This is a genomic window from Hwanghaeella sp. 1Z406, from assembly GCF_048892425.1.
Lineage (GTDB): Bacteria > Pseudomonadota > Alphaproteobacteria > UBA8366 > Aestuariispiraceae > Pacificispira.
The window spans coordinates 1-12,831 of sequence record NZ_JBLZHU010000008.1 but is presented as its reverse complement, the minus strand read 5'-3'; the positions used below and the strand labels follow the sequence as shown (position 1 = coordinate 12,831).

General features: G+C 58.4%; 10 protein-coding genes. 8 read left to right on the top strand and 2 right to left on the bottom strand.

Features of this window, described 5'->3' with window-relative positions:
* Positions 1 to 32 precede the first annotated feature (32 nt).
* Both ilvD and ACOSDR_RS15370 read left to right on the top strand, forming a co-directional pair.
* Positions 33 to 1,748, top strand: coding sequence for a dihydroxy-acid dehydratase (ilvD, locus tag ACOSDR_RS15375; RefSeq protein WP_420723804.1), 1,716 nt, complete (start codon positions 33 to 35; stop codon positions 1,746 to 1,748).
* Positions 1,748 to 2,722, top strand: coding sequence for an agmatinase (locus ACOSDR_RS15370; RefSeq protein WP_420723805.1), 975 nt, complete (start codon positions 1,748 to 1,750; stop codon positions 2,720 to 2,722). The genes ilvD and ACOSDR_RS15370 overlap by 1 nt, the downstream gene beginning before the upstream one ends.
* Here the strand turns inward: ACOSDR_RS15370 and ACOSDR_RS15365 are convergent.
* Entirely contained in the window at positions 2,719 to 4,155 is a 1,437-nt protein-coding gene (locus ACOSDR_RS15365; RefSeq protein ID WP_420731820.1) for a mannose-1-phosphate guanylyltransferase/mannose-6-phosphate isomerase, read from the bottom strand. The genes ACOSDR_RS15370 and ACOSDR_RS15365 overlap by 4 nt on opposite strands.
* Before the next feature lie 66 nt (positions 4,156 to 4,221).
* Entirely contained in the window at positions 4,222 to 5,190 is a 969-nt protein-coding gene (locus ACOSDR_RS15360; protein ID WP_420723807.1) for a GlxA family transcriptional regulator, read from the bottom strand.
* A 135-nt stretch (positions 5,191 to 5,325) separates the two neighbouring features.
* Here ACOSDR_RS15360 and ACOSDR_RS15355 point away from each other — a divergent pair, with 135 nt between their 5' ends.
* From ACOSDR_RS15355 to ACOSDR_RS15330, 6 genes are all read left to right on the top strand, one after another.
* The gene (locus ACOSDR_RS15355) at positions 5,326 to 6,225 is read left to right on the top strand and encodes a 3-keto-5-aminohexanoate cleavage protein (RefSeq protein WP_420731819.1); all 900 of its coding nucleotides are present in this window, start codon (positions 5,326 to 5,328) and stop codon (positions 6,223 to 6,225) included.
* 14 nt (positions 6,226 to 6,239) lie between these two features.
* On the top strand, positions 6,240 to 7,217 hold the full coding sequence (locus ACOSDR_RS15350) for an L-carnitine dehydrogenase (protein WP_420723809.1): 978 nt from the start codon (positions 6,240 to 6,242) through the stop codon (positions 7,215 to 7,217).
* A 269-nt stretch (positions 7,218 to 7,486) separates the two neighbouring features.
* A complete protein-coding gene (locus ACOSDR_RS15345; RefSeq protein WP_420723810.1) occupies positions 7,487 to 8,647 on the top strand; it encodes an acyl-CoA dehydrogenase family protein in 1,161 nt (386 codons plus the stop codon).
* Positions 8,648 to 8,660: 13 nt separating this feature from the next.
* On the top strand, positions 8,661 to 10,724 hold the full coding sequence (locus ACOSDR_RS15340) for an acetate--CoA ligase family protein (RefSeq protein WP_420731818.1): 2,064 nt from the start codon (positions 8,661 to 8,663) through the stop codon (positions 10,722 to 10,724).
* A 15-nt stretch (positions 10,725 to 10,739) separates the two neighbouring features.
* On the top strand, positions 10,740 to 11,522 hold the full coding sequence (locus ACOSDR_RS15335; protein ID WP_420723812.1) for a carnitinyl-CoA dehydratase: 783 nt from the start codon (positions 10,740 to 10,742) through the stop codon (positions 11,520 to 11,522).
* A gap of 552 nt (positions 11,523 to 12,074) precedes the next feature.
* Positions 12,075 to 12,215 carry a hypothetical protein gene (locus ACOSDR_RS15330; RefSeq protein WP_420731817.1) on the top strand — a complete coding sequence of 47 codons (141 nt, stop codon included), beginning with the start codon at positions 12,075 to 12,077 and terminating at the stop codon, positions 12,213 to 12,215.
* Positions 12,216 to 12,831 lie beyond the last annotated feature (616 nt).

Genomic DNA, 12,831 nt, shown 5'->3' with positions numbered 1-12,831 from the left:
TTCGTATCGCTTAAAAGAGGAAACGCACAATAATGACGTTTGATAAATCAAAATTGCCCAGCCGCCATGTCTCCGTCGGTCCGTCCAGCGCGCCACATCGCTCTTATTACTATGCCATGGGCATGACGGAAGAAGAAATTGCGCAACCCTTTGTAGGGGTGGCAACCTGCTGGAACGAAGCCGCACCCTGTAACATTTCGCTGTCGCGTCAGGCGCAATCGGTGAAGACCGGCGTGAAGGCCGCGAATGGCACGCCGCGCGAATTCACCACAATCACCGTGACCGATGGGATCGCGATGGGGCATGCGGGCATGTTCTCCTCTCTGCCCAGCCGGGACTTGATTGCCGACTCGGTAGAATTGACGATGCGCGGGCATTGCTATGATGCGCTGGTCGGCCTGGCTGGATGCGATAAATCGCTGCCGGGCATGATGATGTCGATGATCCGCTTGAACGTGCCCTCTGTCTTTATCTATGGCGGGTCGATCCTGCCGGGCCGTTATAAAGGCCGTGACCTGACCGTCCAGGATGTGTTTGAGGCCGTAGGTCAGTTCTCATCGGGTCAGATCGATGCGGAAGAATTGCATGGGATCGAATGTGCGGCCTGTCCGTCCGCCGGGTCGTGCGGGGGACAGTTTACCGCCAATACCATGGCCTGTGTGTCGGAAGCCATTGGTCTGGCCCTGCCGGGATCAGCCGGTGCGCCAGCCCCTTATGAAAGCCGTGATGCCTGGTGTGAGGCATCGGGTAAGGCGGTGATGAACTGCCTGGAAAAGAACATCCGCCCGCGTGACATCGTTACGCGCAAATCGCTGGAAAATGCCGCGCGCGTGGTTGCGGCCTCTGGCGGGTCGACCAATGCCGGGCTGCACCTGCCAGCCATGGCCCATGAATGCGGTATCGATTTTGACTTGAATGATGTGACCGAAATCTTCAAATCCACCCCCTATATCGCTGATCTGAAACCGGGCGGGAAATATGTTGCCAAGGACCTGTTCGAAATCGGCGGTGTGGAAATCATCATGAAGGCGCTGCTGGATGGCGGCTATCTTCATGGCGACTGCATCACGGTGACCGGCAAGACGATTGCGGAAAACCTGGCAGATGTCGTGTTCCCGACGGATCAGGACATTGTGCGCACGACCGATAATCCCCTTACCAAAACAGGCGGCGTTGTCGGCCTGCGCGGGAATTTGGCACCGGAAGGCGCGATCGTGAAGGTTGCTGGGATGAAGAACCAGAAATTCTCTGGTCCTGCCCGCTGTTTCGACAGCGAGGAAGAGGCTTACGCTGCGGTGGCAGAGCGCAAATATAAAGAGGGTGAGGTTCTGGTCATCCGCTACGAAGGGCCGAAGGGTGGCCCAGGCATGCGCGAAATGCTGGCCACCACGGCAGCTTTGTATGGCCAGGGAATGGGTGACAAGGTTGCCCTGATCACCGATGGCCGGTTCTCTGGCGCGACGCGGGGCTTCTGCGTTGGGCATGTCGGGCCGGAAGCCGCTGTGGGCGGGCCGATTGGTCTGGTGCGCGATGGCGATATCATCAGCCTGGACGCCGTCGCAGGAACGATGGAAGTCGACCTGACAGAGGACCAGTTGGAAGAACGCCGCAAGGACTGGAAGCCGCGGGCCCATGATTATCAATCAGGCGCCTTGTGGAAATTCGCGCAAACTGTCGGGCCTGCTGTAAAAGGCGCTGTGACCCATCCGGGTGGCAAGGCGGAAACCCACGTTTACGCGGATATCTGATGATGGACGACACACCGCTGACCGAGCCGCCGTCGGGTCTGACCCGAACCTTTCTGGATTTGCCCTTTGCGGGGGATCTGGACGGCTTGGTCGCGGATGTGGCGCTGTTGGGGATTCCCTATGGGATGCCCTACAGCATGCAGGCACGGATTAATGATCAATGCCTGGCCCCGGATGCGCTGCGCCGCCATGGGATTTTTGATTCCAGCTATACATTGACCCATTACGATTGGGATCTGGGTGGGCCGTTGCTGGATGGCCGCCCGGTGCGGCTGGTTGATTGCGGCAATGTCACGGCGGAGATGAGTGATCCCAAAATTCATTACCAGCGGGCAGAGGCTGCCGTCCGAAAGATCCTAAAAGCGGGGGCCACACCCATCGTGATCGGCGGGGATCACGGCATTCCCATCCCGGTCATGCGGGCCTTGGATGCCACAGGTCACGACAAGATCACCCTGGTGCATATCGATGCGCATCTGGATTGGCGGGACGAGGTGAACGGCGAGCATGATGGCTATTCCAGCCCGATCCGCCGAGCCTCAGAATTACCCTGGATCGATAAGATCATTCAGATTGGCATGCGGGGTATTGGCAGCGCCAGACAGCAGGAAATCGACGATGCCCGGGCCTATGGCGCGGATCTGATCACGGCCTATGAAATGCATGCTATGGGAATTCCGGCCGTACTGGACCGCATTCCCGATGGCGGTCCCTATTATCTGACGATCGATGCCGATGGATTGGACCCGACCATCATGCCGGGTGTGCTGGCCCCGACACCGGGTGGGCTGACCTGGTTACAGACCTATGATCTGATCCATGGTCTGGTTAATAAGGGCCGGGTTCTGGGGATGGATCTGGTGGAAATGACACCCAGCTATGATGTGGGCAAGCTGACCATGGCCCATGCGGAGCGTCTGGTGTGCAACTTCATCGGGGCAACGGTGCGCGCTGGATACTACGACAAGCGTTAAGTCGTGCGCCCATAGACATCGTCCAGCCGCTCAATATCATTCTCTTCCACATAATCACCGACCTGCACTTCGATCAGATGCAGGGGTTCGTTGCTTTTGTTTTCCAGGCGATGCGTCGCGCCGATGCTGACATAGGTGCTTTGATTTCTGGTCAGGACGGTTTCTACCCCGTCTATGGTGACATGGGCTGTGCCTTTGACAACGACCCAATGTTCGGATCGTTGGCGGTGACGCTGCAGCGACAGGCGGCCGCCTGGATGCACCACGATGCGCTTTGCGCGAAAGCCGTCATCCCGGTCGATATCCTGATATGTCCCCCAGGGGCGCGACACTTTGCGATGCAAATCAGCCTCTGGCGCGTTCAGGGCGGACAGATCTGATACCAGATCTTTCACCTCTCCAGCCCGGGCCAGAGGCGCGACCAGAACGGCATCTGCGGTCGAAACCACGATCATATCCTCAACACCTATACCGGTCAGCAGGCGGCCATCGTCGGATCGGAAATAGCTGTTTCTGGTATCGCGCAATTGCACCTTGCCCTGCAGTGCATTGCCATTGGAATCCTTGTCGGCAAAGCCATGCAATGCTTCCCAGGAGCCAAGGTCGCTCCAGCCCATATCGGCGGCAACTGTGGCCGCCTGATCAGTTTTTTCCATGACAGCGACGTCAATCGCGATGGAGGGGCTGGCAGCGAAGGCCGCTGCATCCAGTCGCGTAAAACCTAGATCAAGGGAGGCATTGGCAAGCGCCGCCTGCGAATGGGTCAGCACATCGGGCGCGAAGGCTTCCAATGCCTTCAGCATAACCGAAGCGCGAAACATGAACATGCCACTGTTCCAACCATAATTGCCGGTATCCAGATAACGCTGCGCAGTGACGGCATCGGGCTTCTCCACAAAGGCGGCGACTGTTTCAACACCGGGCAGGTCCGATACAGGATCACCATGCCGGATATAGCCATATCCCGTCTCAGGACGGGTTGGCGTGATGGAAAAGGTGACGATGTAACCGGCACTGGCCCCCTGAATGGCCGTTGCAACGGCACTCTGAAAGGCGGCATCGTTGGCTATATGATGATCAGACGGGAATATCCCAAGGATAGGATCCGCCGCGCGCTGCAACGCCGCATGACATGCCAGGGCGACAGCGGGGGCCGTGTTGCGACCCACCGGCTCCAGAATCAGGGGGGAGGGCGTAACACCAATTTCTGTCAATTGCTGACGGATCAGAAAGCGGTGGTCATCATTGGCGATAACGATGGGATCGCTGCTATTGGGCAGGCGCGCCAATCGCTGGGCGGTTTGTTGCAGTAAGGATCCTCCCCCGATCAAAGGCAGCAATTGCTTTGGATAGGTGCGCCGCGACAGGGGCCACAGGCGTGTGCCGGACCCACCGGACAGGATCACTGGACAAAAGGTAAATTCATTAGGCACAAAATGATCCTTTCCACAGGCCACAGCAGGCGCAGTCTACAAAGCCGCATATCCGATTGAAAGAGATTACAGTTTTGGCGTCAGCGGGCGACGCTCCGCGCTGGGTGGGTGTCCAAACCGGCCAGAGAAACTGCGGCTGAAATGAGCAGCCGAACTGAACCCGCTGCGAAACGCGATTTCGATAATGGGCAGGTCGGTCTGGCGCAACAGATGTCGGGAACGGTCAAGTCGCAATCCCCGATAATAGGCAGCAGGCGTCGTCTTCAGCCATTTGCGGAACTGACGCTCTAATTCCCGGGGAGAAATGCCCGCTGCATTGGCAAAATCCGCCATGGGACGGGGGTCTTCCAATGCAGCCTCCATCTTTTCAATGGCGCGGATCAGGCGGGGGTTAAAGCCGCGCAATCGCTCTCGCAATGCCAGCCTTTGCGAATCGCCGGGCTCCCGGATACGGGAATAGACAAATTCGTCAGCGGCCTTCGTGGCCAGGTCCTCCCCATGCCGGTGACGGAGCAGGCTTAACATCATATCCAGCCCGGATGTGCCCCCTGCCGCCGTAAAGCGATCCCGGTCAACGACGAACAGATCCTGGGTGAAGGCGACACGCGGGAAATGCTCAATATGGCTTTCCAGCATCTCCCAATGGGCCGTGGCGCGATAGCCGTCCAGCAACCCGGCGCTGGCTAGAATAAAGGTACCATTATCCAGCGCACCCAGGGCCGTGCCAAAACTGGACCAACGACGCAACAAGGCCAGGATGTCCGGTGTCGCCAGCTTTTCATGATCATAGCTGGCGACAACGATCAATGTCGGCAGCCGCTGGGCGGAGGCGAGGGAATGATCCACCCCCACATTGACCCCATTCGCGGCCTGAACCGGGGCCCCATCACGGGAAATCAACACCCATTCATACAGGGGCTTATCTGACAGCCAATTTGCCATACGCAGTGGGTCCAGCATCGCCGAAAACGCCAGCATGGAAAACTTGGGCAGTAGCAGGAAGCCAATACGCTCTGTCTTGTTACTTGGGGGCAAATGGAACATCCCCCCAAAATAAAGTCGGGAATCATCATGCTCAAGTCGGAAATTGATATGCAGACCTTTTGCCGCAGCGTAGGCTGCGATCCAATTGCCAAAGGCTGATCTGAAACAAAGGGAGGCGAAAGCCCAATGTCCGTTATGAATACTGAAGTTGTGATCACCTGTGCCGTCACCGGGTCTGGCGCGACCCAGGACAAGCACCCTGATTTGCCCAAGACACCTAAGCAGATTGCCGAAAGCTCTATCGAAGCGGCAAAGGCCGGGGCGGCCATCGTCCATATCCATGTGCGCGAAGATGATGGGACTCCCTGTCGGTCCGTCGCGAAATTCAAGGAAGTCTGCGACCGCGTGCGCGACAGTGGCGTTGATGTGGTCTTGAACCTGACTGCCGGAATGGGCGGGGACCTGACACTGGGCCCGCCGGAAGATCCGATGAAGATTGATGATGCAGCCACCGATATGGCGCCCTGGTCAGAGCGTTTGGACCATGTGCGGGAATGTTTGCCGGAAATCTGCACATTGGACTGCGGTACAATGAATTTTGGCAATGGTAACTATATCATGACCAATACACCCCCGATGTTGCGCGCCCTGGCGCAAGGCATGAAGGACATCGGTGTGAAGCCGGAAGTCGAGGTCTTCGACACGGGCCATCTGTGGCTGGCAAAGCAGTTGCACCAGGAAGGCCTGTTGGATGATCCGCCGCTGTTTCAGCTGTGCTTGGGTATTCCCTATGGCGCGGAAGCCAATACAACAGCAATGAAGGCGATGGCGGATATGATGCCCCCCGGTGCCAACTGGTCGGGTTTTGGGATCAGCCGCATGCAGATGCCAATGGTGGCCCAGGCCGTCCTGTTGGGTGGTAACGTTCGGGTCGGGTTGGAAGACAATCTGTATCTGGAACGCGGTGTCATGGCGACCAACGCACAACTTGTGGAAAAGGCTGCCAAAATCATCGAGCTGATGGGCGCAAAAGTCTGCACCGCGCAGGAAGCCCGCGAAAAATTCTCCCTTAAGAAATTGGTCTGAGGAGCATATCCATCATGCGTGAGATTAAAACGATTGGCCTGGTTGGCGGCGGTGTCATCGGGGGCGGTTGGGCTGCGCGGTGCTTAGCCAATGGCTATGACGTGATTGCCTATGACCCGGCGCCCAATGCTGAAGCGATTATTCGGGGCAAGGTTGCCAATGCCTGGCCTGCCCTGACCAAGGTTGGCCTGCACAAAACAGCGTCCCAGGATCGGTTGCGGATGGCATCCAGCATTGAAGATGTGGCGAAAGCTGCTGATCTGATTCAGGAATCCGTGCCGGAACGACTGGATTTGAAGGTCAAGATTCACAGCCAGATCGATGCGGCGGCTGAGTCTGATGTACTGATCTGCTCCTCAACCTCCGGCCTGCTGCCCAGCGATTTTCAGGCGGAATGCAAGCACCCGGAACGGGTTCTGGTCGGTCATCCGTTCAATCCGGTCTATCTGTTGCCGCTGGTCGAAATTGTCGGCGGCAAGAAGACCAGCATGGAAAACAGAACCCGGGCAGGGGCGTTCTATGAATCCATCGGCATGCATCCGATCCAATGCCGCACAGAAGTTGAAGGGTTCCTGTCGGACCGTCTGCAGGAAGCCCTGTGGCGTGAAAACCTGCATATGCTGGCTGAAGGCCATGCGACGACCCAGGAAATGGATGATGCAATTATCTATGGACCCGGCCTGCGCTGGGCTTTCATGGGCGTCAACCGCACCTTTGCCCTGGCAGGCGGGGACGAGGGCATGCGCCATTTCATGCACCAATTCGGCCCGGCCCTGAAGCTCCCCTGGACCAAATTGGTCGCCCCGGAACTGACAGATGAACTGATCGATACAGTTGTCGAGGGGACCGATGAGCAATTGGCAAACACGACCATCCCGGAGATGGAAAAGCTGCGCGATAATTGCCTGATTTCGATCATGGAGGCCTTGTCTGAATACCGCGAAGGGGCAGGCGAAGTTCTGCTGCGCATCCGTAAGGCGAATGCACAGTGACAGTCCTGTCATCCTGGACCACTTGTGCAAACCGTCTCATTCTCATCCTGAGGAGGTGCGGTAGCGCCGTCTCGAAGGAGGGGCTGTAAGTAGGGTGCTTTCAGAGGGCCCACCCTTCGAGACGCTGCGCTCCTCAGGGTGAGGAGGCATTTTGTTAATGCACCGTCTTCCCGGACGTGATCCGGGGTCCAGGGCGGTAGGGAATGATTGGGCTTTAAGTCCCATCTGCGCGGGACAGATTGAAATGCATATATGGGAGGAAGTAAGCCATGGATTTTGGCGTCAGTGAAGAGCAGACCCTGATCATCGAAACCGCGCGTCGGTTTGTCGAAGAAGAACTCTATCCCTATGAGGAAGAGGTTGAACGGACCGATAAGGTACGCCCGGAATTGGGGGAACAGATCAAACAACGTTCCATCGAACTGGGTCTCTATGCCGCCAATATGCCGGAAGATGTCGGCGGTGGTGGGCTGGATACACTGACCATGTGCATGTTGGACCGCACTTTAGGGCGTGCCAGTATGGCGCTGAATTATATAGTTTATCGCCCCTCGAATGTGTTGCAGGCCTGTGTTGGGGAACAGCGGGAAAAATACCTGTATCCCGCCTGCCGGGGAGAGAAGGTGGATTGTTTCGCAATGACGGAACCCGGCGCCGGGTCCGATGTGCGCGGTATGAAATGCACGGCCAAACGGGATGGTACGGATTTCGTCATCAATGGCGTTAAGCATTTCATCAGCCATGCCGATTGGGCCGATTTCGTGATCCTGATGGCGGCAACCGGCGAAGAAGACAGCGCCCGTGGCAAGCGCAAGAAGATCACGACCTTCCTGGTCGACAAGGGCACGCCTGGATTTGTGATGCGTCCTGGCTATAACAACGTTTCCCACCGGGGCTATCACAATTTTATCCTGGAATTCGATGATTGCCGCATCCCGGAGAGCCAGGTCCTGGGGGAGGTTGATAAAGGCTTTGATGTCGCCAATGACTGGCTGGGCGCGACACGGTTGCAGGTGGCCTCCCTGTGTCTGGGGCGCTGTGACCGGGCGATGGAACATGCGCTGGACTGGGCGGCAAACCGCGAACAATTCGGCCAGAAGATTTCCAAATTTCAGGGTGTCTCCTTCAAATTGGCAGATATGAAGACCAAGCTGAAGGCAGCAGAATTGCTGACTTATGAGGCGGCCTGGAAATACGACAATGACTGCATGGAAGACATGGACGCTGCGATTGCAAAGCTGTCGGCGACCGAAGCCCTGGCCTTTATCGCGGATGAAGCCATCCAGATCCATGGCGGCATGGGTGTGATGTCAGAACTGCCCCTGGAGCGGATCTGGCGCGATGCCCGTATTGAGCGGATCTGGGAAGGCACCAGCGAGATTCAGCGGCATATCATCTCCCGCGCGTTGTTGCGCCCGCTCGGCGGTTAGAGGATTTTAGACCATGGCCCAAGGGTTGGACCGATTGTTACGCCCCCGCAGCATTGCGGTGATCGGGGGGCGCGAAGCAGAAAAATGTGTCGTGGAATGCCTGCGCATCGGCTTTCCCGGTAAAATCTATCCGATCAGTAAATCCCGACCCAGAATGGCGGGCATTCCAAGTCTTGCCAGTCTGGATGACTTGCCGGAAGCACCGGATGCGACCTTCATCGCGATCCCGGCAGAACCAACGATTGAGGCCGTGCGACAGCTCTCCGCCATGGGGGCGGGCGGTGTTGTGCTCTATGCCAGCGGCTTTGCGGAAACTGGCGCTGTTGGTCTGGACCGGCAAAAGCGCTTGCTGGAAGCAGCGGGTACGATGGGCATGCTGGGGCCAAACTGTTATGGCACGGTGAATTATCTGGAAGGGGTCGCCCTGTGGCCCGACGATCATGGCGGCCATCGACTGGATCGCGGCGTTGCCCTGGTCAGCCAAAGCGGCAATGTCGCGATCAGCCTGTCGATGCAGGAGCGTGGCGTGCCCGTCGCGCAATTGGCCGCCTTGGGCAATCAGGCGAAGGATGGCGTTCCCCAGATTATGCAATCGCTGTTGCGAGACGACCGGATTACCGCAATTGGCCTGTTCGTGGAAAGCGTTGGGGACATCCCCGGTTTTTGTGAGGCGGCGCAGGAGGCTGCCCGCAAGGGCATTCCCGTTGTCGTCCTGAAAACCGGAAATTCAGAGGCGGCGGCCCGGGTCGCGCTGTCTCATACCAGTTCCATGACCGGATCATCAGCTGCGTTTAATGCGTTGTGCGATCGGCTGGCCGTTGTACGGGCGGAGTCGCTGTCGCAGCTTTTAGAATATCTGAAGCTGTTTCATCTGTTTCCCGGTCTACCCGGCAATCGCCTGATGACCATGAGCTGTTCTGGCGGGGAGGCCGGTATCATGGCCGATATCGCCTATCAGATCGGTCTGCCCATGCCAGCCTTTTCCAGTGCGGCGCAGAATGCACTGAATGCCGTTCTGGGGGATAAGGTGGTGATCGATAATCCACTGGATTATCACACCTATATCTGGGGCAATCAGGCCTCTATGACCGCGTGTTTCTCTGCTGCGTTGGCTGACGATTTCGATGTCGGATTGCTGGCGCTGGATACCCCACTCCGGGAGGGGTTGGACCTATTCGGTTGGAAAGAGGCCGAGGCGGCGATCATTGCCGCCGCCTCGGCGACGGGGCGACCGACCATCGTCGCCTCCAGCCTGTCCGAGAACATGCCACGCCGCCTTCAGGCCTCTTTCCTGGCCGCAGGCATTGTACCTCTGCAAGGGTTTGATGATGCCCTGAAGGCCGTTAAGGTGGCGGCCTGGTACACTGGTGCGCGCCGTCGATGCCTGAACCAAGCCCCATTACTGCCCAATACAGACCTGAACGGCGGCAAGGATCGCATGCTGGATGAATGGCGCGCCAAGAAGGTTCTGTCCGCCCAGGGACTGCCGGTGCCACAAGGCGTCCTGGTTGCGTCGGAGACGGAGGCCGTCGCGGCAGCAGATGCGCTGGGCTATCCTGTCGTGGTCAAGGCCTGTTCCGCGACGCTGGCCCATAAGACAGAGGCAGGCGGCGTCGCCCTGAATTTGATCGACGGTCAGGCCGTGTCTGACGCTGTGACCCGGATGGACGCACTGGCCCCGCATTTCATCGTAGAAAAGATGGCCCAGAATGGGGTCTGCGAAATCATCTTAGGGATGACCCGCGATCCCCAGATCGGCCCCATGCTGATGATTGGTGCGGGCGGTGTTCTGGCGGAATTGATCGGGGATGCCACAGTCTTGCTGTTGCCCGCAACGCAAGAAGAGGTGGAACGGGCGCTGGATCGCCTTCTGGTCGCAAAGCTGTTGGCTGGATTCCGGGGCAAGCCTGCTGGTGACCGACAGGCATTGATCGCTGCGATCATGGCGGTTGCCCGGTTCATTGAGGAAAACAAAGATCGACTGGTGGAAATGGATATCAATCCGCTGATCGTCCTGCCCCAGGGGCAGGGTGTGTTGGCGGTGGATGCCGTGATACGTTGGGTCGATGCACCTTAAAGGGAGGAGCTAATAATGTCAGAACCAATCAAGACTCATCGCAATGGCCGCGTGCTGGAGGTCACAATGGACCGCCCCAAGGCTAATGCAATCGATGCAGCGACCAGTCGGATCATGGGCGATGTCTTCGCAGCCTATCGCGATGACCCGGAATTGCGTTGCGCCATTCTGACCGGCGCGGGAGAGAAATTCTTTTGCCCTGGCTGGGATTTGAAGGCCGCAGCAGAGGGGGAGGCTCCCTCATCTGATTATGGCGTTGGCGGTTTTGGGGGATTGCAGGAACTGCCCGACATGAACAAACCGGTGATCGCGGCAGTAAACGGCATCGCTTTCGGGGGTGGTTTTGAGATCATGCTGTCCTGCGACATCATTATCGCAGCAGAACATGCGACCTTCGCGCTGCCGGAAATCCGGTCGGGCGTGATTGCGGATGCCGCGACGATCAAACTGCCGCGCCGCATCCCCTATCATGTGGCGATGGAGATGTTGTTTACCGGGCGCGTACTGGATGCAGAGGAAGCGGCACGCTGGGGCTTTGTGAATGAAGTCGTGCCGGCCGATAAGTTGATGGAGCGAGCACGGGAAAAGGCAGAATTGCTGGCCGAAGGCCCGCCACTGGTGTTCGCCGCGATCAAAGAAACCCTGCGCGCCACGGAAGTCATGGGATTTCAGGAAGCCCTGGACCAACTGAATAAAGAAAAGCTGCCCACCATCCAGAAGCTGTATCATTCCGAAGACCAATTAGAAGGCGCCCGCGCCTTCGCAGAAAAACGCAAACCGGTCTGGAAAGGCAAATAGCCGTCTGGTGGGGATGAACGGTACAGACCATCGTCCTCCCGGACGGGAAGAGTAAACGCAGAGAGCGCAGAGAAGGCGCGAAGGACGCAGAGGGGATGGTGTGTTATGGGGAGCCATGTCTGACCTTCCGCCCCATTCTCATCCTGAGGAGGCGCGATAGAGCTGTCTCGAAGGAGGGGCTGTAAGTCCGGTGCTTACAGAGGGCTCCCCCTTCGAGACGCTACGCTCCTCAGGGTGAGGGTGCATTTATCTGACACATCGTCACCCCGGATCTGATCCGGGGTCCAGGGCGGCAGGCGCGATTGGTGCTTGTGGCTCAGGGTACCCGCCTGCGCGGGTGTGACGAGATGGTAAAGATTAACCGCAAAGAGCGCAGAGAAGGCGCGAAGGACGCTGAGGGGATGGTGCGCTATGGCGTTGCACGTCTGACCTTCCGCTTCATTCTCATCCTGAGGAGGCGCGATAGCGCCGTCTCGAAGGAGGGGCTGTAAGTCCGGTGCTTACAGAGGGCTCCCCCTTCGAGACGCTGCGCTCCTCAGGGTGAGGGTGCATTTGTCTCGAAATACCGTCATCCCGGACGTGATCCGGGAGCCAGGGCGGCAGGCGCGGTTTGTGCGTGTGGCCCTGGATACCCGCCTGCGCGAATATGACGGGGATGTAGGGTCCCATTCTCATCCTGAGGAGGCGCGGTAGCGCCGTCTCGAAGGATGCGCTGTAAGCGCAGTGCTTACAGAGGGCTCCCCCTTCGAGACGCTACGCTCCTCAGGGTGAGGGGTCGTTTGTCTCGAAATACCGTCATCCCGGACGTGATCCGGGAGCCAGGGCGGCAGGCGCGGTTTGTGCGTGTGGCCCTGGATACCCGCCTGCGCGAATATGACGGGGCGTGGGGTTTCATTCTCATCCTGAGGAGGCGCGGTAGCGCTGTCTCGAAGGAGGGGCTGTAAGTCCGGTGCTTCCAGCGGGCTCCCCCTTCGAGACGCTGCGCTCCTCAGGGTGAGTGTACATTTGTTGACACATCGTCACCCCGGACCTGATCCGGGGTCCAGGGCGGCAGGCGCGATTTATGCGTGTGGCCCTGGATACCCGCCTGCGCGGGTATGACGGGGGGGGGAGCCATTCTCATCCTGAGGAGGCGCATTCGCGCCGTCTCGAAGGAGGGGCTGTAAGTCCGGTGCTTGCAGAGGGCTCACCCTTCGAGACGCTGCGCTCCTCAGGGTGAGGGCGCGTTTGTTGACACATCGTCACCCCGGACCTGATCCGGGGTCCAGGGCGGCAGGCGCGATTGGTGCTTGTGGCCCTGGATACCCGC

Excerpts from the sequence above, each read along its gene's own strand:
- ilvD (WP_420723804.1), top strand. The coding sequence starts at position 33 with ATGACGTTTGATAAATCAAAATTGCCCAGCCGCCATGTCTCCGTCGGT.
- ACOSDR_RS15335 (WP_420723812.1), top strand. The coding sequence starts at position 10,740 with ATGTCAGAACCAATCAAGACTCATCGCAATGGCCGCGTGCTGGAGGTC.
- ACOSDR_RS15355 (WP_420731819.1), top strand. The coding sequence starts at position 5,326 with ATGTCCGTTATGAATACTGAAGTTGTGATCACCTGTGCCGTCACCGGG.
- ACOSDR_RS15370 (WP_420723805.1), top strand. The coding sequence starts at position 1,748 with ATGATGGACGACACACCGCTGACCGAGCCGCCGTCGGGTCTGACCCGA.
- ACOSDR_RS15340 (WP_420731818.1), top strand. The coding sequence starts at position 8,661 with ATGGCCCAAGGGTTGGACCGATTGTTACGCCCCCGCAGCATTGCGGTG.
- ACOSDR_RS15350 (WP_420723809.1), top strand. The coding sequence starts at position 6,240 with ATGCGTGAGATTAAAACGATTGGCCTGGTTGGCGGCGGTGTCATCGGG.
- ACOSDR_RS15345 (WP_420723810.1), top strand. The coding sequence starts at position 7,487 with ATGGATTTTGGCGTCAGTGAAGAGCAGACCCTGATCATCGAAACCGCG.